The sequence below is a fragment of the Bacteroidota bacterium genome, from assembly GCA_019637975.1.
Classification (GTDB): Bacteria; Bacteroidota; Ignavibacteria; order UBA10030; family UBA6906; genus CAADGV01.
In genome coordinates this window covers 117,676-139,489 of the sequence record JAHBUR010000010.1, presented here as the reverse complement: position 1 = coordinate 139,489, position 21,814 = coordinate 117,676, and the positions used below count along the sequence as shown (strand labels likewise).

At 52.5% G+C, this 21,814-nt stretch carries 20 protein-coding genes; 18 read left to right on the top strand and 2 right to left on the bottom strand.

The window, feature by feature from the left end; translation table 11 throughout:
• Window positions 1-6 precede the first annotated feature (6 nt).
• From KF749_07630 to KF749_07545, 18 genes are all read left to right on the top strand, one after another.
• Complete coding sequence (locus tag KF749_07630) at window positions 7-1,371, top strand: FAD-dependent monooxygenase (GenBank protein ID MBX2991024.1); 1,365 nt, start codon at window positions 7-9, stop codon at window positions 1,369-1,371.
• Between the two features lie 34 nt (window positions 1,372-1,405).
• The gene (gene apaG, locus KF749_07625) at window positions 1,406-1,801 is read left to right on the top strand and encodes a Co2+/Mg2+ efflux protein ApaG (protein MBX2991023.1); all 396 of its coding nucleotides are present in this window, start codon (window positions 1,406-1,408) and stop codon (window positions 1,799-1,801) included.
• Window positions 1,798-2,391: an NUDIX hydrolase gene (locus tag KF749_07620; protein MBX2991022.1), complete on the top strand. Its 594-nt coding sequence runs from the start codon at window positions 1,798-1,800 to the stop codon at window positions 2,389-2,391. The genes apaG and KF749_07620 overlap by 4 nt, the downstream gene beginning before the upstream one ends.
• Before the next feature lie 303 nt (window positions 2,392-2,694).
• The gene (locus KF749_07615) at window positions 2,695-3,075 is read left to right on the top strand and encodes a sulfurtransferase (GenBank protein MBX2991021.1); all 381 of its coding nucleotides are present in this window, start codon (window positions 2,695-2,697) and stop codon (window positions 3,073-3,075) included.
• A gap of 29 nt (window positions 3,076-3,104) precedes the next feature.
• Window positions 3,105-3,674 carry a hypothetical protein gene (locus tag KF749_07610; protein MBX2991020.1) on the top strand — a complete coding sequence of 190 codons (570 nt, stop codon included), beginning with the start codon at window positions 3,105-3,107 and terminating at the stop codon, window positions 3,672-3,674.
• A 9-nt stretch (window positions 3,675-3,683) separates the two neighbouring features.
• Window positions 3,684-4,193, top strand: a complete 510-nt coding sequence (locus tag KF749_07605) for a DUF1572 family protein (protein ID MBX2991019.1) — start codon at window positions 3,684-3,686, stop codon at window positions 4,191-4,193.
• A gap of 52 nt (window positions 4,194-4,245) precedes the next feature.
• Window positions 4,246-6,951, top strand: coding sequence for a T9SS type A sorting domain-containing protein (locus tag KF749_07600; GenBank protein MBX2991018.1), 2,706 nt, complete (start codon window positions 4,246-4,248; stop codon window positions 6,949-6,951).
• Window positions 6,948-7,964: a WG repeat-containing protein gene (locus KF749_07595; protein ID MBX2991017.1), complete on the top strand. Its 1,017-nt coding sequence runs from the start codon at window positions 6,948-6,950 to the stop codon at window positions 7,962-7,964. Before KF749_07600 ends, KF749_07595 begins: the two co-directional genes overlap by 4 nt.
• A 26-nt stretch (window positions 7,965-7,990) precedes the next feature.
• Window positions 7,991-8,464: a thioredoxin family protein gene (locus KF749_07590; GenBank protein ID MBX2991016.1), complete on the top strand. Its 474-nt coding sequence runs from the start codon at window positions 7,991-7,993 to the stop codon at window positions 8,462-8,464.
• Window positions 8,461-9,348, top strand: a complete 888-nt coding sequence (locus KF749_07585; protein MBX2991015.1) for a hypothetical protein — start codon at window positions 8,461-8,463, stop codon at window positions 9,346-9,348. The genes KF749_07590 and KF749_07585 overlap by 4 nt, the downstream gene beginning before the upstream one ends.
• 33 nt (window positions 9,349-9,381) lie before the next feature.
• On the top strand, window positions 9,382-10,677 hold the full coding sequence (gene fahA / locus KF749_07580; GenBank protein ID MBX2991014.1) for a fumarylacetoacetase: 1,296 nt from the start codon (window positions 9,382-9,384) through the stop codon (window positions 10,675-10,677).
• Window positions 10,678-10,908: 231 nt separating this feature from the next.
• A complete protein-coding gene (locus KF749_07575; protein MBX2991013.1) occupies window positions 10,909-12,117 on the top strand; it encodes an outer membrane protein transport protein in 1,209 nt (402 codons plus the stop codon).
• Between the two features lie 16 nt (window positions 12,118-12,133).
• On the top strand, window positions 12,134-13,582 hold the full coding sequence (locus KF749_07570; GenBank protein ID MBX2991012.1) for a hypothetical protein: 1,449 nt from the start codon (window positions 12,134-12,136) through the stop codon (window positions 13,580-13,582).
• A 131-nt stretch (window positions 13,583-13,713) separates the two neighbouring features.
• Entirely contained in the window at window positions 13,714-15,387 is a 1,674-nt protein-coding gene (ettA, locus tag KF749_07565; protein MBX2991011.1) for an energy-dependent translational throttle protein EttA, read from the top strand.
• Window positions 15,388-15,394: 7 nt separating this feature from the next.
• Window positions 15,395-16,060 (top strand): HAD family phosphatase, encoded by a 666-nt coding sequence (locus KF749_07560; protein ID MBX2991010.1) that lies wholly within the window; start codon window positions 15,395-15,397, stop codon window positions 16,058-16,060.
• Window positions 16,061-16,114: 54 nt separating this feature from the next.
• Window positions 16,115-16,489, top strand: a complete 375-nt coding sequence (locus KF749_07555) for a hypothetical protein (GenBank protein ID MBX2991009.1) — start codon at window positions 16,115-16,117, stop codon at window positions 16,487-16,489.
• Window positions 16,490-16,620: 131 nt separating this feature from the next.
• Window positions 16,621-17,985, top strand: a complete 1,365-nt coding sequence (locus tag KF749_07550) for an FAD-dependent oxidoreductase (GenBank protein MBX2991008.1) — start codon at window positions 16,621-16,623, stop codon at window positions 17,983-17,985.
• Between the two features lie 36 nt (window positions 17,986-18,021).
• Window positions 18,022-18,783, top strand: coding sequence for a hypothetical protein (locus tag KF749_07545; GenBank protein ID MBX2991007.1), 762 nt, complete (start codon window positions 18,022-18,024; stop codon window positions 18,781-18,783).
• Between the two features lie 6 nt (window positions 18,784-18,789).
• Here KF749_07545 and KF749_07540 read toward each other — a convergent pair whose 3' ends face one another.
• Both KF749_07540 and KF749_07535 read right to left on the bottom strand, forming a co-directional pair.
• Window positions 18,790-20,226 (bottom strand): WD40 repeat domain-containing protein, encoded by a 1,437-nt coding sequence (locus tag KF749_07540; protein MBX2991006.1) that lies wholly within the window; start codon window positions 20,224-20,226, stop codon window positions 18,790-18,792.
• Between the two features lie 186 nt (window positions 20,227-20,412).
• Window positions 20,413-21,756 carry a hypothetical protein gene (locus KF749_07535; protein ID MBX2991005.1) on the bottom strand — a complete coding sequence of 448 codons (1,344 nt, stop codon included), beginning with the start codon at window positions 21,754-21,756 and terminating at the stop codon, window positions 20,413-20,415.
• Window positions 21,757-21,814: the final 58 nt, after the last annotated feature.

The window sequence follows — 21,814 nt, the reverse complement described above, 5'->3', positions numbered from 1 at the left end:
AACAGAATTGCGATTATTGGCTCGGGCCTTGCCGGTTCTCTGCTCGGCATCTATCTGGCAAAAAAGAACTTTCAGGTGGAGATGTACGAACGCAGACCGGATATGCGTGAAACGGATATCGGCGGCGGACGGTCAATCAATCTGGCGCTTTCAGCACGAGGCATTCACGCGCTGGAGGAGGTTGGCGTTGCCGAAAGAATCATGCGGATTGCCATTTCCATGCGCGGCCGGATGATTCATCCGGTCTCCGGCGAACTTATCTTTCAGCGCTACGGCAAAGACGAGTCGGAGGTTATCTACGCCATATCCCGTTCAGAGCTGAACAAGGCGCTTATGACAGCGGCGGAGAAAAACAAGAATCTTCACATCAACTTCAACACGAGATGTGCGGGAATGGATTTTGAGACGGGCGATGTGAAGTTCGTAAACGAAACCACGGCCGAGGAATCTACACTGCAATTCCGGACTGTGATTGGTACCGACGGCTCGGCCTCTGCAATCCGATCCGCAATGGTGGAAGGGAATATCAGCCAATTCACGCTCGACCATCTTGACTACGGCTACAAAGAGCTGACGATCCCTCCGGGCCCGAACGGCAAGCATGTGATTGAAAGGAATGCGCTGCACATTTGGCCGAGAAAAACATTCATGCTCATCGCCCTCCCCAATCTTGACGGGAGTTTTACCTGTACCTTCTTCTTCCCCCATAAAGGCGAGGAAAGTTTCGAGAGTTTGAACTCCGAAGAACAAGTGAAGTTGTTCTTCGCCGAGTATTTCCCCGACGCAACCGCGCTAATTCCCGATCTTACAAACGAGTTCTTTGCAAACCCGACGGGTTCAATGGTAACCGTGAAGGGCTTGCCGTGGCACGTGGAGGGGAAATCCCTGCTGTTGGGAGATGCCGCGCATGCAATCGTTCCGTTCTTCGGGCAGGGAATGAATTGTGCGTTTGAAGATTGCACGCATATCAGTCGCCTCATTCAACGTCAAATGTCGTATGGGCGCACGCCCGACAAGGTTGACTGGAAAGAGGTGTTCGAAGGCTTTGAGAAAACGCGGGTCAAGGATACCAACGCTATTGCAGATCTTGCGGTCGAGAATTTTGTTGAAATGCGCGATTATGTTACGCAACCGAAATTCCAGCTCAAGAAGAAAGTCGAGCGGATTCTCGAAGAACAATATCCGGGTTTGTTCGTCCCCAAATATACCATGGTCACGTTTCGCCGGATACCCTATTCGGTTGCGTACAGCCGGGGCATGATTCAGGAGAGAATTCTTGATGAATTGTGCCGGCACATTACGCGCCCCGAGGAGGTTGACTTGCGCAAAGCGGATTTGTTGATCAGCAAAGAACTGGATTACATCGAGTAGTAATCGTGAAGGTGCAGATATGCCTCATTCGCTCATCTCGGATACAACAACGGAAGGAATTCGCGTACGTGCCGTTGCAACGTATCTTGCCGACCAATCTCATCCGTCTGAAAACAAATTCGTCTTTGCGTACAGAGTCTTCATCTCGAACGAAGGAACAAAACTCGCCCGGCTGATTTCGCGGCACTGGGTGATCATTAACGGAAATGGTGACCGGGAAGATGTCGAAGGGCCGGGCGTTGTGGGCAAGTATCCACGGCTCGCGCCGGGCGATGTATTCGAGTATACCAGCTTCTGCCCTCTTGATACGGAATGGGGAACAATGGAGGGGACGTACCGGATGCAGTCGGAAGACGGATCGGAGTTCGATGTCGCAATCGGACGGTTTTACCTTGCGCGCAACGCGCCTCGAATGGAAGAAGTAACATGAAATTCTGCAGCGCATGCGGCAAGCCTGTCCGGTTAGCAGTTCCGGAAGGAGACCACACACAGCGCCATGTTTGCGATGCATGCAACACAATCCATTACGAGAATCCCCGGATCATTGTGGGCTGCCTTCCGGTAAGCGGAAACAAAGTCCTGCTGTGTAAACGTTCGAATGAACCGCGAAAAGGATTCTGGACCCTTCCTGCGGGATTTCTTGAGAAGGGCGAGACGATTGAAGAGGGGGCAATGCGAGAGACCCGCGAAGAGGCAAATGCAGAAGTCGTGATCGGCAGGCTTTTTTCGGTGTACAGCATTCCCGACTTTGCACAAGTGTACATGTTCTTTCTTGCAGAATTACCGAAAACGGATTTCTCTCCCGGCGCGGAGACAGAAGCAGTGGCATTGTTTTCCGAACCCGAAATTCCCTGGAAGGAAATCGCGTTCAGCTCGGTTCGGTTTACACTGAAACAGTACTTCGACAACAGATCATTGCAGCAAACAGTTGTCCATGTCGGACGTCACGGCATCGTTAATGATGCCGGGTCTTCCGGGAAACTGGTGAGCGCTGGAGCACATTCGAAAAAATTGGGTTGACTTTCAACTCTGTTCATCATAGATTACAGCCGTAGATCACGCTGTGCCGGAGATTCGATCAGGGGAATTTCTGGTACGATGTTGTCGCCCTGGGAAAGCGAGGTGATCCTATCTTGAAGATTAACATAGGAGCCTCTGGAAAGGCCTGCTAGCAACAGCTTTCAAGACTCCAGTAGTATAGACGGTCCCGTTGCACAGGTAGCGGGACCGATTTTTTTTGTGATATGTGCGCCAGATTGTTGCGGTTTCCGATTCTTCTGCGTACCATTTTTCAACAACTTCCCCGATACCCTTTTTTAACCAATGAATCACAGTCCCGGCTTCCTCGCGTTGGTGAACGACGCCAAAACCCGTGTGCGCGAAACCACCGTTGACGATGTGCAGAAGGGCCTCGAAAACGCCGATGATTTTGTATTAATAGACACGCGCGAGGAACATGAAAGGGACGAAGCGCATATTGCAGGAGCAATCTTTCTGAGCAAAGGAATAATTGAACGGGAGATTGAACGGGCCGTGCCGGATAAATCTAAGAAAATCGTTCTCTATTGCGGAGGCGGATATCGTTCCGCCCTGTCGTCAGATAATCTTCAGAAAATGGGATACACGAACGTCTTTTCGTTGGCAGGGGGTTGGAGGGCTTGGCAGAAAGCCAACGGAGTCGTGACAACTGCACGCGAAGAATAAGGAGTTCAAGAAACGGGGGTACTTGTTACATGAATTGTCGTTTTGTTCTGTGCTTCGTTGCGTTGTTCTTTGCATTCGAATCGGCTTTAGCCGAGCATCCTCTGCTCGTGAGCGTCCGGCTGGCTGAAACAGATTTCAAGAACTGGAGATACGGGCATCGCCCGCACAGGAAGCAGGTGAATTGTGTGCAGTTTGTTGTGGTGGTCGTGGAACAATTGCTCAAACGGGAGTTGACTGCCGAGGAGCGGCGTGCAATTCTGATCAGCAATGTCGGACGCAGGAGTAACCTTCCCCGACTCATCAATCAAGACGATAAGAGGATTCGGGGGATTCAAACTGCGCTGGTCGAGATGAACAAGGGGGAGATCATTCAACCATCTGAAGCCAGGCCCGGAGACTTCATTCAATACTGGAACAAAAGGAACGGCAGGTGGATTGGGCACGCCGCAATTATACAAGATATACAGGAAGATAACGGGCTGCGCTGCGCTGTTATCTTCGGCGCGCATCAGTCTCTTGGCGGCGTAGGGATTGCCGACTTCGAAGTCGGGTTGAACGACCCGAACATCCGTACCTATCTCGTCCGATTCAAGCCGTAAGTGGCAACCATGGATACTGCACAATCTTTCATTACTCATTCCACTCAATTGCTCGAACGCGACTTCCTTCCTCGAATCCGGGCAGTTGTCGAAATGCTGACGGATGAACAAGTCTGGTGGCGGCCCAACGAGGCATCGAACAGCATTGGTAACCTGATTCTTCACCTGTCCGGAAATGTCAATCAATGGATCGTTGGCGGAGTCGGGAAACAACCCGTGATTCGAGAGAGAGACAGAGAATTTAACGAACGTTCGCCCATCCCCCGTGCAGAACTCCTTGCGAAACTCGAAGGAACCGTATCGCAAGGGTGCCGCGTGTTGGCATTGCTCAACCCGTCGACGCTTGCCGAAGTCCGTGAAATACAGGGAAATAGCGTGACAGTCCTTGAAGCGATGTACCACGTTGTCGAGCATTTCTCGATGCATACCGGCCAAATTCTCATGCTGGCGAAAATGATCACCGCATCCGACCTTAAACTCTACGATTTTCCCGGCGGTACTGCCACAAAGTTGTGGTAGCTTCCCATCAAGAAAGTTCATTTCTTACGACATAACAATACAAGAGGATGTTATGCGACAGTCAGCTATTTTCTTGGCGGGAGCCTTGCTGTTTGTTGGCCTGATGATGTTGTATTCTTACACAGCCGGCCTTGATCCCGTTCCGCTATCCACAGGTACGCCGGAAAATCCGCGTGCCCGCGATGAGTACGAGTTTCTCATTCAACGAAATCCGGTGACAAATGCGATTCCGCAGAGAATCTACCGGCTTGAACGCGAATTTGCCAAGCGGATTCCAACGCGGGAACACATGGCGCTTGCAAAGGGAAGTGCCGCCCCTGCGTTAGTCTGGACGGAACGCGGCCCCGACAATGTCGGCGGACGAACCCGCGTACTTGCGGCAGATCTTGCAAATGTCGGGACGCTGATTGCAGGAAGTGTTGCCGGCGGAATCTGGAAGACGACCAACGACGGCGATTCGTGGCGCCTCACACTCACTCCCGATCAAATTCATACAACAAGCTGTATTGCGCAAGATACACGTGCGGGGAAGACCCACATCTGGTATGTGGGAACCGGGGAGTTTCGGGGTTCAACAACCAACGATACACGTTGGGGAGCATTCTATCGTGGCGACGGTATCTACAAATCAACCAACAACGGCGACTCGTGGACTCTGATTCCCTCGACTGTTTCCGGCACACCACATACTACCGAGTCGTTCGATTTCGTTTGGAATGTTGCCACGAATCCCGCCAACCTCGCTCAAGATGAAGTCTATGCTGCAACGTGGGACGGCATTTATCGCTCGACAAACGGGGGGACATCCTGGACTCTTGTGCAATGGTCGGACTCGGCCGTTGCCTTGTCGAGCGGGTTTGCGACTGATGTCGTAGTTACCTCAACGGGTGTCGTGTACGGATTTACGAAGCAGGCGGGTGTTCCAAAAATCTGGCGTTCGCCGGATGGCGCGAGCTGGACGAATATTGCCCCCGCGACATTTCCGACAAGCTCGGGACGTATTGTCTTTGGTCTTGCACCATCCAACCCGAATGTTGTGTACATCTTCATCGAGAGGGCGAATAATGTTTCCGGCGGCGCGGGACACCAACTCTGGAAGTACACCTATTCAGTTTCAGGAGGAACGTGGGAGAACAGATCCGCCAATATTCCGAGCATGAATACGCAAACGGGATACGATCAGATTGTTCAGGTAAAACCCGATGACGAGAATTTTGTTTTGATCGGCGGAACAGACTTGTACAGATCGTCAAACGGGTTTACCTCAACTGCCGCAACGGCGAACATCGGCGGCTATAGTTACTGGCCGAACGGCAATCATCATCCCGATCTTCACGCCGGTGCATTCAGACCGGGAAATCCGAATGTCTATTACTCCGGGCATGACGGGGGAATATCACGCACAGATGACGTTGGCCTGAACCCGATGGTGTGGACAAGCCTGAACAACGGCTACAACGTCACGCAATTCTATTCGGTTGCCATTTCGCCTGACAGCGGCGATCACTATGTGTTGGCCGGTGCGCAAGACAACGGGTCGCAGGGAACAAGTCTCCCCGGCATGTCCTCGTGGGATATGGTGACGAGTGGAGACGGAACAGTCGTTGCCCTTCCGCCTGTTGCCGACGATCGTCTGTACACACAATCGCAGAACGGCCCGCTGTACAGGCAAACGCGTAACGGAGCCGGGTATGCTTCTTTTGCCCCTTCAGGTTCCACACGGCAGTTGTTTGTAAACCCGATTGCTCTTGACCCGAATGACTCCCGAATTCTCTATTACGGAGCTGGTAAGAGTACCTCCCCGACAATGTACACAGGAATATGGCGGAACAGTAACGCGCCGAACGGCACCAACACAACCGGTTGGACTCCCCTCACGGCAACAGACCCCGGAACGATTTCGGGATGGGTACGCGCCGTCAGTGTTATTGGCGTATCGACAGCCAACAACCCCAATGTCGTGTACTACGGCACAACAGACGGCATTGTGAAACGAGTTGACGACGCAAACGGCGCATCGCCTGTTGTGACGGATGTTACTCCCCCCGGACTTAACGGCGGAACGGCGCAAGGCGGGTTTGTGCGTTGCGTCGCTGTTGATCCGGCAAATTCCGACAACGCGCTTGTTGCGTTCGGCAACTATGAGTTTCAGAGTCTTTGGTACACAACAAACGGCGGCACAACTTGGACTGATGTTGAAGGAAATCTTGCAGGCCCCGACGGACCTTCAATTCGCTGGGCGACAGTGTTTCATATCGGAACGGAGTTGAATGTGGTTCTCGGAACCAGCATCGGCGTGCTGATGACGAACAGTCTCAACGGTTCATCAACGGTGTGGGCACAAGCCGCGGCAAATGAAATCGGCAATATTCTGATCGGATATATGGATTATCGCGCTTCCGATCGAACACTGGCAATCGGAACGCATGCCCGTGGCGTTTTCACGACACAATTCCCCGAATCTCCCACAAGTGTAGAAGAGTCGAGCCTGCCCGGAAACTTTTCACTCGACCAAAATTATCCCAACCCGTTCAATCCGACGACAACGATCCGGTTCAACATCGGGAAAGCCGGGCTTGTCTCGTTAAAGGTGTTTGATGTCGCGGGAAAAGAAGTCGCGACACTTGTTGATTCCGAACTTCAGGCGGGAAGTCACGCACGCGAGTTTGATGCGAGCAGATTGGCAAGCGGGGTCTATTTCTATCAACTCAAATCGGGCAGCTTCTCGGAAACGAAGAAGATGACGTTAGTTCGATGAAATCACTGCTGATAAGTCTCGTCGCTGTGCTTGCGCTGATCCAGCCTGTGTCGGCACAGAAAACAAAATCCATCTACATTCCTTTTGCCGGGGATGGGAAGTTCGGCTACTTCGACAGGAAGGGGAATGTCGTTATTCAGCCGCAGTTCGACGTTGCACTTCCGTTCTTTGAACAGCTTGCCTTGGTTCAGAATGACGGGTTGTGGGGCTACATTGATACAACGGGCAAGTATGTAATCGAGCCGCAATTCAGCGACGCCGATAATTTCTCCGGCGGCTTTGCGCGCATCAGGATGTCCAAGGTCTTTAGCGGGCAAAAATGGGGCTTCAGCAACAAGCGCGGAGAAATCGTTATCGAACCGGAGTATATCGACGCCGGGAGTTTCTACGAAGGCCGCGCGTGGGTGCGTTCACTCAGAAAATTTCTCTGGATTATCACAATCGGCACACGCTTTGACTATATCGATTCGACAGGCAATGTCGTCATCGAAGAAGGCTACAACAACGCGCTGAGTTTCTCCGAAGGCCTTGCCGCCGTGAACACCGGCAGACTTTGGGCGTACATCGATCACGCGGGCACCATCAAGATACCTGCGCAGTTCGACGACGCGTTTGCATTTACCGGGGGTCTCGCACGCGTGCGCAAGGGCGTTGCGTGGGGATACATCGATAAAAACGGAACAATGCTCTTCACGTTGGGAAGAGATACATCCTCCAATTTTTCCGAGGGATACGCTTGGGTGAAGAGAGGCGGCAAGTTCGGGTTTGTGAACAGAAACGGAGAGATGGTTATTCAACCCTCGTTTGATGATGCAGGCGGCTTTTCCGAAGGACTTGCGGTTGTTGGCGCGGGAGGGAAGTACGGCTACATTGATACAAAAGGGCAGATGGTGGTTCAACCTCAATTTGACCTGGCGTGGGACTTCCATCAGGGAAGCGGGTTTGTGAAACTGAACAACAGGTATGGCTTCGTTAACAGAGAGGGGAGTGTAACATGGTGTTTGGTCGAATAGCGATCCGGATATTTTGTGCTGCTGCCATGGTTGCTTTCTCGAGCCTTCATGCAATTGCCCAGACGCGAACGGAAGTCCGTGACACACCACTGTGGGTACCGCTTGAGAAGTTTGATGAGAAGCGTAACGCCGCTGCTGATATTCAACTTGCGGTTGCAGAAGCGAAGCGGTCGGGCAGAAATGTTTTGCTCGATGTCGGCGGCGAATGGTGTGTGTGGTGCCACCGTTTGGATTCACTCTTCGTGCGGAATCCCGACTTGAACGAATTCCTTCATGCCAGTTTCGTCGTGGTGAAAGTGAACTGGAGCAAGAACAACAAAAACGAAGAAGTTCTCTCCCGATACCCGAAGGTTGCCGGATATCCGCATCTCTTTGTGTTGGATGAAACGGGCCGATTGCTCCACTCCCAGGATACCAGCGAATTGGAAGAAGGGAAAGGGCACAGCTGCGAAAAAGTCTTTGCGTCCCTTCGCGCCTGGGCCCCGAACCACGGCAAATGAAACCCACTCGTACGCTGACAACTCTGCTCGCAGGCATCGTGGATTACGCCGGGCTTTTTCCGCCCGCCGGGCTTTCAATGGCGGAAGCAGTCAAGAACTACGATGCCTATCTGCGCGGAAACGATGCGTGGGCGCTCGGGCGGTTCATCGTGCCGGTTGCACGGCTTGATGAATTTGCGCAGGAGGCTATGCCAATGCTGTCGGGCTCACCTGTCTGGAAGTTGAGCGCCCTTGCCGGCCCGAACCCCCGTTTGGAAATACGGCAAGTTGCAGCTTTCAACGATCGCTGCATCGCAAAAGCTCTGATTGACACAATCGAGGCCAAGGCGGCGAGCGCAGATGAAATCAGAAATGTATCGGCTGCAGTTCCCGCGTCACTTCAGCTGTTCATCGAGATTCCCATTCAAACAGACCCGGCTGATCTGATTGCCGAAATCGGAAGACACAGACGCTCTGTAAAAGTCCGAACCGGAGGAATTACTGCTGATGTATTCCCGTCAAGCCAGGACCTTGCCCGGTTCATTCATGCGTGTGTGAAGGAGAATGTTGCATTCAAAGCAACCGCGGGGTTGCATCATCCCATCCGGGCCGCATACAATCTCACGTACAAGCCCGACAGTGAACAGGGGAAGATGTACGGTTATCTCAACGTGTTTCTCGCAGCGGCCTTTGCGCGGAAGGGGATGAGTCTTGACGATACCGTGAAAGTTCTTGAAGAAGAATCACCGGAGGCATTGGCACTGAACGACAATCACATCTCATGGCATGAACATCATCTTGAAGCCAGCGACCTGCAGGAAGTCCGGCAACACGTTGCCATCTCGTTCGGCTCCTGTTCGTTCCGTGAACCGATGGATGATTTGAGGAGAATGCAGTTGATGTGAACGCTATCGAACACGAAACCGCAACCATGTATCATGAACGAAACCCACAATCCCCGACTCACTTCCTGGATTCCTTCCGCCAACATTCCGGGAAACGATTTTCCGATACAAAATCTGCCGTTCGGCGTTTTCAGGAAGAAGGTCACCGGCCTGCATCATGTCGGCGTGGCAATCGGCGATCAGGCGGTTGATATCACGGCCGCACGCAACGAAGGAGTGTTCACCGGGCTCGCGGAAGAAGCTGCTGAAGCGTGTTCCGGCGACACGTTGAACCGGCTTCTTTCTCTCGGACGCACGCATTGGTCGGAACTGAGAAAACGCCTGAGTGTTCTTCTCTCAGATACTGAAGAACGCGGGACAATTGAACGATGTCTCGTTCCGTTGACTGCTGTTGACATGCAACTGCCGGTTGCCGTCGGCGACTACACGGATTTCTATGCTTCGATCTACCACGCTACAAACGTCGGCAGCATGTTTCGTCCCGACAACCCGCTTTTGCCGAATTACAAGCATGTGCCGATTGGCTATCACGGCCGCGCATCGTCCATTGTAGTCAGCGGAACGCCGGTACAACGCCCTTCCGGGCAGACGAAATCTGATGATGCACCTGCCCCTGTGTTCGGCTCGTCCAAACAGCTTGATTACGAACTTGAAGTCGGTTTCTTTGTCGGGCCGGGAAACGAATTAAGCAAGCCCATTCCTATTACCGAGGCCGAACGCCATATCTTCGGTCTTTGTTTGGTGAACGATTGGTCGGCACGAGACATTCAGAAATGGGAGTATCAACCACTCGGGCCGTTCCTCTCGAAGAGTTTTGCGACGACTCTTTCTCCGTGGATTGTTACGCTTGATGCCCTTGAGCCTTTCCGCTGTCCTGCGTTTGCGCGTCCTGCTGACGACCCCGCGCCGCTACCGTATCTCGACTCGTCAGCGAATGGGATGAGGGGAGGAGTGAATTTGATACTGGAAGTGTTTCTTCGTACGCAACAGATGCAGGATGCAAAGATGGAGCCGTTTCTCGTCAGCCATGGGAACTTCCGTGATATGTACTGGACGATCGGGCAAATGCTGATACATCATACAAGCAACGGATGCAACCTTCGTCCGGGCGATTTGCTTGCAAGTGGCACAGTCTCCGGCCCGACGAAGGAATCGCGAGGCTGCTTGCTGGAGCGAACATGGCGCGGCACAGAGCCACTTTCATTACCAACCGGCGAAACGCGCAGGTTCCTTGAAGATGGCGATGAAGTGACTATTCGCGGATATTGCGTGCAGCCCGGTTGCGTTCGTATCGGTTTTGGCGAGTGCCGGGGCAGAACTGTGACCTGATTGGTCATGTTTGTTTCTCTCACTTCCGTTTCATATTTTTTCACAGCGGGGTGGTAAACCGCTGTTTGTTTCTTCCGTTCTACCATTCTAATACCGTAGTTTATCCTTTCTGTTCTTTGTTCAAGAAGCGGCACGTAACGCGTCGGCAGGCCCCTCTGTGGGCTGTGTCGGCGTTGCCTTTTGCTACAATCCCGGTTTCTGTATCACATGGAGTTCTCTTTTATGAAACGCATGAAACGTTTTCCCTTGGTGTTTCTCGTTAGCTTGATGGCTGCATCGTTGACATACTCCGGCGGATTTCAGCTTAACGAGCACGGAGCACGGGCGATGGCGCAAGCAGGCGCCTTTGCTGCCCGGGCTTATGATCCTTCGGCAATCTACTTCAATCCTGCCGGATTGGCTTTTCAAACACAGAGTTCGGCGTATGCGGGAGCAACGCTGATTATTCCTGCGACATCTTTCTACGGTCCGTACCAGCACAATTCCAATGAGCAAACGGACCTGGTAAAAAACGTGTTCACTCCGATCAACATCTACTTTTCATATCCAATGGCCGACGGCTTGACTGCTGCAATAGGTGTCAACAATCCCTACGGTCTCGGCACGGAATGGAATGTGGATTGGGCAGGAAGATTTCTCACCACGAAAGTGGATTTAAAGACGTTTTTCATCTCCCCCACTCTCTCGTACCGCATCACGGAGGATTTCTCCGTGGGAGCGGGCGTGAACTTTGTGACGGGGAGTGTATTGCTCGAGCGCGCAATCAACACAGGATTCGGAGACCCGCGAGTCAGCATTGATATGAATGCAACGGGCTGGGGATTCAATGCCGGTGCATTGTTCAAAATCGCTCCCGGGTTTTCCGTCGGCGCTTCGTACCGGAGTCCAGTCAAAGTTGATGCAACGGGGAAAGCGACGTTCACACCCGGCTACGGTGTGCTGCCGAATGGTGACGCGGCGAGTTCCATCGAGCTTCCTGCAACGGCCTTGATTGGCGTAGCGTACAAGCCATTCGAAGAGTTGGAGCTTGAAGCAGACTATCAGTTTGTCGGATGGTCGTCCTATAACGAACTCGTTCTTGAGTTCAAGGCCAACAATTCGAAGAGTGTCGCACCGAAAAACTACAAGGACTCATACATCATCCGTTTTGGAGGCGAATACGCGCTCAACGATGACTGGCGAATCCGCGCCGGATATTTCTACGACCGGTCTCCGGTCAGATCGGAATACATGGAGCCCATGCTTCCCGATGCCGACCGCGACGGGTACAACATTGGTTTCGGTTATCTCTTCTCGCCGCATTTCAGCATCGATATTGCATACCTGTATCTCGACTTCCGTGACCGAAAAGTGGAAAATACGATTCCCGAGATAAGCTTCGACGGTACCTATAAAACGTTGGTGCATCTGCTCGCAGTCAACTTCGGTTACACGTTGTGATGAATGGAGGAAAACCATGAACACGCTTCGATTTCGGAACACTACCATGAAACTCATCGTCTGCATTCTCACAATCATCCCACTCTTGATATTCAGCAGCGGATGCCACAAAGATATTCCGACCGGCCCCGTTAACCACTTGGGCTCCAACACGATTGCGAAGTACGTTGCCATTGGCAACAGTCTTACTGCAGGATACCAATCTGCTGCACTGTATGAATCCGCTCAATGTTACAGTTTTCCCAATCTCATAGCGCACCAAATCATGGAAGCAGGCGGAAGCATCGGGAGTTTTGAGCAGCCGCTGTGGGGCGATCCGGGAACCGGTGGCCGGATGGAGTTGATTAGCATGAACGGACCGATGATACAACCGAACCCTGCAACCGGAGTACCGAAGAATACGGCGTTAGCGCGTCCGTACGATAATCTTGGTGTTCCGGGCGCTGTTGTGTTTGATTTTCTTGACACAACCGACTTCACGGTGAAGGCACAGTTGCGCAACAACTTCATGTTCCCATACATTCTCCGTTCGGCGGCATTCGGAAAGAGCATTCTTGCTCAGGCCCGCTCGCTCAACCCCGATCTAGTAACATTCTGGCTCGGCAACAACGACGTTCTCGGTTATGCAACAAGCGGCGGTGTATCGCCGGGTTCGCCTACTCCACGTATATTCTTCTCCGCTTTGTACAGGGCAGCCCTCGACTCGTTGAGGGCCGCTTTGCCGAATGCAAAGATTGTGGTGGCGAATATTCCCAATGTAACCGCCATTCCGTTTTTCACAACCATCGGACAGAAGGTAGCTGCATCATTGCCGTCGGGAGTATATCTTCGCTATCAGAAGCATGGCAATACAGGTGTTGCCTTTGATTCCACGCGGTGCTCGGAAGCCAACGCTCCGCTGCTCACACTTGCCGGCAGCACGTATGCCTCGCTTGTTGGCCAGCCCGGAGGCAAGTGGTATCGGGACAAGAACTACCCGGCGCTGCCGGCAGGCATTGATACAACAAAGCCGTTCGGGGTGCATCCGCAAAACCCGTGGCCCGATGCGTTGACACTCGACGCAGATGAGCAGGCTATTGCCGCGACAGCTATCTCCGATTTCAACGCGGTGATTGCAGCCGCTGCAAGTGCCAACAGCGCAGCGCTTGTTGACATCAATACATTCTTCAACAACGTGAAGGCAAATGGATTCTATTCCTGCGGGCAAAGATTCACAACGGATTATATCACCGGCGGACTGTTCAGTCTTGACGGCGTTCATCCTTCTTCTCGTGGAGCCGGGGTGATGGCCAACGAGTTCATCAAGGTCATCAACGCGACTTGGGGCATGAGTCTCGCGATGGTACATGTCTCGGGAATCCCGGCGATCCCTTGTCCGCCCGGCAAAATCCCTGCTGATGCGATTGCTTCAATACCAGTTGAGGCATTTCGTGATCTTGAGTTGTTGTGGGGAGGAAAGGAATAGCCCTAACGGAGTTGCTTCAATAACTGAACCCCGCAGCGATGCGGGGTTTGTGTTTCGTCACCTTCAGCGTTTTCTCCCTTCCCTCATTTTCGTTATATTGAACAATTCAAAAATCAGGAATCCATTTCTTCATGAGTGACAACAAGATCAACTTCTCGATGGTTGGGGTCGGGAAAGTCGTCAAGCCCAACAAACAAATTCTCAAAGACATCTACCTTTCATTCTTCTACGGGGCGAAAATCGGTGTGCTCGGCCTGAACGGCGCCGGAAAAAGTACTCTGCTCAAGCTCATTGCCGGTGTTGACAAAGACTATCTCGGCAACATTACAGCACAGAAAGGGATCACATTCGGCTATCTCCCTCAAGAACCTGAACTCGATAACTCAAAAACGGTAAAGGATATCGTCGAGGAAGGCGTCTCAAATACAGTGAAGTTGCTGAAAGAGTACGAAGCTATCAGCGCAAAATTCTCGGAGCCCGACGCGGATTACGATGCGTTGCTGGAGAAACAAGGAAAGCTGCAGGAGAGGATCGATCATCTCAATGCATGGGATCTTGACAGCAAGCTCGAGCAAGCGATGGATGCATTGCGATGTCCGCCGGGCGAAACGCCCGTGAAAGTTCTTTCGGGTGGCGAACGGCGCCGTGTTGCACTGTGTCGTTTGCTTCTGGAGGAACCCGACGTGCTTCTGTTAGACGAACCGACCAACCATCTTGATGCAGAGTCGGTCGGATGGCTTGAGCAGCATCTTGCGCAATACAAAGGCACGGTTCTCGCGGTGACGCACGATCGCTACTTCCTTGATAATGTTGCGGGATGGATTTTGGAATTGGATCGCGGAGAGGGCATTCCGTTCGAGGGTAACTATTCGTCCTGGCTTGAGCAGAAGCGGCAGCGACTTGCGGTTGAAGAGAAACAGGAATCGAAGCGGCAGAGGGCATTAGCGGAAGAGTTGGAATGGGTCCGGATGAATCCGAAAGGGCGTCACGCCAAGAGCAAAGCGCGCATTGCCGCCTACGAAAAAATGCTCGCCGAGCAAAAAGACAAACGGAACGAGGAGATCGAAATCTACGTCCCGCCCGGCCCCCGGTTGGGCAACGTGGTGATCGAGGCAAAGAATGTCGCCAAAGCCTACGGCGAAAATCTTCTCTACGAAGATATGAGCTTCATGCTGCCGCCCGGCGGTATCATCGGCATTATCGGCCCGAACGGTGCAGGAAAGACAACGCTCTTCAGAATGATTACGGGGGATGAAAAACCCGACTCCGGTACATTTGCAATCGGTGATACAGTCAAGCTCGGCTATGTCGATCAGAACCGCCCGCTCGATCCGGACAAAACAATCTGGCAGGAAATTTCCGGTGGCGAAGATTTGATCATGCTCGGCAATCGTGAAATGAATTCGCGAGCGTATGTTGCGCGCTTCAACTTCAGCGGAACAGATCAGCAGAAGCCGGTCGGAATCCTCTCCGGGGGCGAGAGGAATCGTGTGCATCTTGCCAAAGTCCTGCGTGAAGGCGCAAACGTACTGCTTCTCGACGAACCGACAAACGATCTCGATGTCAACACGTTACGGGCGCTGGAAGAAGCGTTGCTGAACTTTGCAGGCTGCGCCGTTGTTATTTCCCACGACCGCTGGTTTCTCGATCGTGTCGCAACGCATATTCTTGCTTTTGAAGGCGACAGCAAAGTTGTGTGGTATGACGGCAACTACTCCGAATATCACGAGGATATGCTGAAGCGGTACGGCATCGACGCCGACCGGCCGCATCGCATCAAGTACAAAAAACTGATGAGGGAGTAACCGCCGAATGCCCGGAACGAAATTCGAGGCGGTGATTTTCGACCTTGACGGTCTCATGATTGATACCGAGCGGATTGCCTCCGATGCATGGTTGCGGGCAAGTTCCGAAATGGGCTATCCGCTGACCGAGCACGTCGTGCATGAAATGATCGGCAGAACCGGTCCCGACTCGGATGCAATTCTTCGCAGGAATCTCGGCGAGGAAGTGGCTTTGGATGAGTTGAAGGCACTCCGTCTCTCATACACGGACGATCATATCATCAACGTCGGCATACCGTTAAAACCGGGATTGCTTGAGTTGCTTGATTTTTTAGACGGGAGGGGGATTCGCAAAGCTGTTGCAACATCGTCAACGCGGGAACGCGCGGCAATGAAGTTGAAGCGAACGGGACTGTTCGAACGGTTTCGGGTTGTCGTTTCAGGCGACGACGTACATCGGGGTAAACCTGCCCCCGACATTTATCTTGAGACAGCCGGACGATTAGACGTAAGCGCGAACGGGTGTCTTGTTCTTGAAGACTCGGATGCAGGTGCCCGATCGGCGCATGCCGCCGGCATGTCGGTGATCATCGTGCCGGATCTGAAGCCCCCGGGGGCAGATGTTGTTGCGTTTGCGCTTCATGTTGAACAATCGCTTTCGGATGTTCTCCACGTTCTACCTCAGATCATATAGTCGTCCAATACCTCGCGGTTTTCTTTATATAACATTTATAGGAGAAGAAATACAATGGCAAATACCACAGTCGGCTTTGGAGTCGTGTTGATTGTGCTCGGAATTGTCGGTTACATTGCTACAGGAGCAGCATCAATTACAGCCTTGATCCCCGCAATTATTGGTTTGTTGTTGCTTACCTTTGGAATCATTGCACGCAACGAAAACATGCGAAAACATGCAATGCACGCTGCCGCAGTTGTGGGATTACTTGGATTTATCGGTTCAGTTGGCGGAATTTGGAAGGTATTTCGAATGATGGGTGGTGAGGCCATTGATCGTCCGGAAGCTGCAATTGCTCAATCTATTATGGCAGTAATTTGTCTGGCGTTCGTAGCGTTGACCGTCAAGTCGTTTGTTTCTGCGCGGGTATTGAAGAAAACCGAATAGGGAAAACATCGGGCTGCATCTTGCAATCCAACTCTTCACGTTGTAGATTTGGGCCGGTACGTTTGTTTGCGTACCGGCCTTTTCTTTTCAATTTAACGTTCTCTTACAATCATATTCACGGAGGCTTCCGTATGAGTACCCGCCGCGAGTTTTTGCAACAATCCGCAATCCTTTCTGCCGGCATGATGCTGTCGGACAAAGGGTTCTCTCAGGCAAAGAACAAGAAGCCCCGTGTAGTTGTGCTCGGCGCAGGACTTGCCGGACTTTCGGCGGCATACGAACTCACGAAGCAGAACATCGAGGTTGTTGTTCTTGAAGCCCGCAACAGAATCGGCGGCAGGGTTCTCTCCCATGAAATCGATGATGAGAAGAAACTCACCATCGAACTCGGCGCCGAATGGGTCGGCAACTCGCACGAACGAGTCATTGCTTTGTGCAAGGAATTCAATCTCGAACTCTTCAATAATCAATTCGAAACCCATCTCATCTATAAAAACGAATACTCGCCGTCCGGGAAGTGGGGATTTTCGCAAGAATGGAATGCAAAGTTCGAGAAGTTGTTGGCGGATTTCGGGAAGATGTCGGAAGTACAGAAGCGGGGGCTTGATAGAACAGATTGGTGGCGCCATTTGGTGAATCACGGCATCAATGAGCGTGATTTGGATTTGCGGGAACTTGCCGATAGCACGGATTTCGGCGAGAGTATCCGGCATGTGTCCGGCTATCCGGCAATCACCGAATATGCGGAATCAAGCCCGAAGAATGAAATGGATTTGAAAATCCGCGGTGGCAACAGCCGGCTCCCTCATGCAATGGCGGAGAACATCGGACTCGATAAAGTCAAGCTGCAGCACAAGGTCACCTCCGTGAAGCAGGAGAGCAAATCAACGACCGTTACATGCGAAGACGGCTCGACATTCGTTTGCGATTTCGTCATTTGCACGATTCCAACATTTGCCATCGGCAGCATTCAATGGTCACCGGAATTACCGAAAGAGAAAATGATGGCGTTGAATGCACTGCAATATTCCCGCATTAACAAACATGCCGTCCTGTTCAACGAACGGTTCTGGCAGGACGAGGCATTTGATCTTCTTACAGACTCTAACGCCCACTACTTCTATCACGCCACAAAAAGCCAGCAGTCAGCACAAGGTGTTTTGATTTCGTATTCGATTGGCGACAAAGCGGATGTGATTGCGCGACAGAACAACGAGTACCGCAAACGCATCATCGCCGATGCGCTGCGTCCCGGCTTCGGCGATGTATCCGAAAAGATTGTCCGGCAAGTCAACTACTACTGGGGCAACGACCCGCATTCGATGGGGGCGTATGCTATCTACGGGAAGGATCAGTGGTTTACACTTCAGCCCGTTCTGGCGAAGCCGCACCGGCGGGTGTTCTTTGCGGGCGAGCATATTGCAGACTGGCAGGGATTCATGGAAGGCGCGGTGGTGACGGGCGAAGAGGCGGCGAGGGCGTTGTTGAATTCCTGACAGCTTCCCACCATCTCAACACAATATGGACTGACAATGGCGAATGAAGACTCAACCGCTGACAGGCAATCACCCTTCATCAAGGGCATTGACGAGTACTGTGATCGTTGGTGTGAACGATGCGCGTTCACCAAACGCTGCTATGCCTATGCAATGGACGAAGGCCCCTTGAGGGAGGGGACGTACCAGACGGTGGAAGAGTTTCTTGATGCAATAGAAGAACCGTACATTCTTTCCATCGAGACGATGAAAGAGATCCTGGGTGACGACGGGCTGAATTTCACCGACGAGGAGTTGCAGTCATTCCGGCAGGTGTACAAGGATATGTGCCTTGAAGTGCGGGAGCTTCCGCTTGCCATCGAGGTTCTGCGATACGGCACATTTGTCGGCGAGTGGTTTGAAAAGAGCAGAAGCGTGTACGAAGAAAAAGCCGACGAGCTGGAAAGCGAGGACGAGATGGGAATTAGCGATCCGCGTTCGACGTTCGATGCCATCGAAAATGCGAATGAAGTCATTTACCGCTACCGAAGCCTGATCCTTGAAAAGGTGATCGACGCTCTGGCCACCAGAAGAATAGTGGGAGGAGATTCACACTACATCAACGGCTCGACGAAAGTGGCGCTTATTTGCATTGACCGCTCTTGTGAGGCGTGGCATGAATTGACGCAGCATTTGCATTCCGAGTCCGATGCCTTGTGGGACGTCATTGTGCAGCTTGAACAAATGCGCAAGTCTCTTGAGCAAGAGTTTCCTGATGCCAGGAAATTCATCCGACCGGGGTTTGATCAGGAGACATAGGCCTGTTTAGGGCACTATCCACCAATGATTTCCGAACGACCAGAGGTTTACCGTGCCGTTCGAATGTCCGACCAGAACCAACCTGCCATTCGTAGACAAGTCACCCGTTGTCGGCGTTAATCCTCCGCTTGGGAAGGTATGATCAAGCGTTCCGCTGTTGAAATCCCACAAATGAGCATCGGAGCCGCCGACAGTCAATATTTGTCCAGCCACTGATGAAAGGGACTTGATCGGGCTGCCGGTGTGCCACGAGTTGACTTCGGTGCCGGCGACCGCATCCCAGACCCGAATTATCCCGTCGGTACCGCCACCAATGATCCGGGTTCCGTCTGAGGAGAACCCGACCCGAATATTGTTGTTGCCGGGAACCTGAATACTGTGTACGAAAGTATACGTATTTGCACTTGCCAGCCAGACTCCGACTCTGCCATCCGCGCCGACGGCGAACATTGACCCGTCGGGACGAAATGCCGCCGAGCGGGTTGAGTCATATTGGAACGAACGCAAGTCGCTTCCTGACGAGGAGAAGGAGATTGCAACTCCCTGGACGGTACACGTGGCGATCCGCGAACCATCCACGGAAAATGCGATGGCTTTTGCCGGAACGACCGGAGAAATCACCATGGTTGCAAACGGTTCGAATCTCAATGCTATCGAGCGGGTTGTTCCGCTTGCCGCAATAATGGGTCCCGATGAGGCAACTGCCGTGACAAGGGGGTTCAGCATTTCCACAACTTGGGACGAAGTTCCCAACGTCCACGTCTGACACAACTCTCCCGAGCCGGATACCCAATGCCTTCCATCGGGCGAAAATGCAACCGACGTGACCGATGAGGGCAAGTGCTTTGGCGGTAGTGAATACAGCGCTGCTTGCAGGAACTGTACGCGAACCGTGTTTGAAGGATTGCTGATACTTCGTGGAGTGAATGCACGAACACGATATGAATATTGGTTGCCTGGCGTCACAGTGGAGTCTACTGCAATTCGTACATCGGTCGGCAGTCTGGACACTTCATGGAAATTCTGCCCATCCGCAGACCGTTCGAGAATGAATCCGCTGGCGAAGCCGGAATAGAGCGTCCATGTCATGCCGACTCCGGCCGTTGACATAGGGACGAAGAACGCGGCCCCCGTCGGCGGAGAGAAGATCCATGTAGCGGATGATTCATTTGAAGAGGCTGAGTTCTTCTTCCAAAAGGAGGTTACGCGATACGTGTACGTGGTGTTTGTCAAAATCGTGGTGTCGATGTATTCGCGATCTCCCCCGGGAATTTCTGCAACACGCGCGAACGCCCCGCCGCCTGAACGCCGCTCAATCAGAAACGTGGATATGTAAGCGGGGCTTTGCACATAGACCACGAGTCTGATTCCTTCCAGATTGACGAGCGGGTGTGCAAACAGAGTCGGCGTCTTGGGTTGGTACAGTTCGGAATTGGGGTCCATGGGATTATCCCATGCAAAATCCTCAATCGTGCAGGATGTCTGCATCAGCAAGCAAAAGCCAAGTAGATGAAGAACAGAACGGAAACTCATGAGTCACCTCGGGACATCAGAATTCAAAAAGAACGAAAATTGTCAAATAGAATTGGAAATAGTGATGAAATTCGCTTTTGGTGGCAATCCTCCTTATTAGGGAGTAGGCCACCAATGATTTCCCAATGACCAGAATTTTACCGTCCCATTCGAATATCCAACCATGATAATCCGCATGTTATTTGAGATATCGACCGCAGTTGGTATCAACGTCCCGCCTGAAAACGCCAGGTCAATAGTGCCCGAAGCCAGATCCCACAATCTCGCATCATGGGCTCCCGCAGTTATCACCTTCTGTCCTTTGACGGAGAATGCTGTGATGGGTTCACCCGCATTCCAAGAGAGAACCTCTGTGCCGCTGACGACATCCCAGATACGTACGATACCGTCAGTTCCGCCGCTGACAAGTTTGGTGCCATCGGATGAGAACCCGACGCGAATACTCGTGTTGCCTGGAATCGGTATGGAACGAACAAGGCTTCCGGATGCAGCCATCCAGAGGCCGACTCCGCCGTCTGCTCCTGCCGCAACCATGGTGCCGTCGGGCCGATAGGCTACAGAACGCGTTGAATCGTACGCGATTGTCCGTACGTGTGCCCCGGATCCGGAGAACGAAATAGCAACCCCTTGCGTGATGCACGCGGCAATGTGGGCACCGTCGGGCGAAAAAGTAATTGCATTTCCGCGGACGGCAGGGGTAATGACCAGGGTTCCAAACGGCTCGAATCTGCATGCAATTGACCTTGTTGAACCGCTCACTGCCACCATGGCTCCGCTCGAGGCAACGGATGTAATACCCGGATTCTGAAGCTCGAGCAATTGAGACGATGTTCCCAAGGACCACACATGGCACGTTCCGGCAGCTCCGGATACCCAATGACTCCCGTCAGGTGAGAACGCCAACGAGGAAGTGGGGCCAACCAAGGTCTTTGTCGGAAGAGTGTGAAGACCAATAGGCAGGAACTGTGCGCGAACAATGTTCGATGGCTCGCTCACGTTGCGCGATGTAAAAGAGCGAACCCTGTACGAGTATACATTCCCCGGCGTTGCCGTCGAGTCGACAGCCGTTCTTGTGTTGTTCGGAATCCTCGCAATCTCTGAAAAGATTGATCCGTTGGCCGAGCGTTCCAGTATGAAGCCGGCTGCCAAACCCGAATACGTCGCCCAGGATACGCCCACTCCGGCTGTCATCATAGGGACGAAAACGGATGCGTTGGTTGGAGGAGCGAACTGCCAGGTGACCGTGACTTCGTTCGATACGGTAGAGCGGCCTTGCCAGACGGACGAGACTCGATATGTGTAAGCCACATTGGCCGTGACATTCGTGTCGGTGTACACCCGTACCGTTCCCGCGACTTCTGCAATGCGCGTGTATGGTTGATTCGCCGTGCGACGTTCGAAAACAAGGGAAGATACATATTTCGAATTTGGCAGTATCATTGAAAGGTAAATTCCTTCCGCATTGACCAGGGGAAATCCCCATATAGATGCTGCTTCC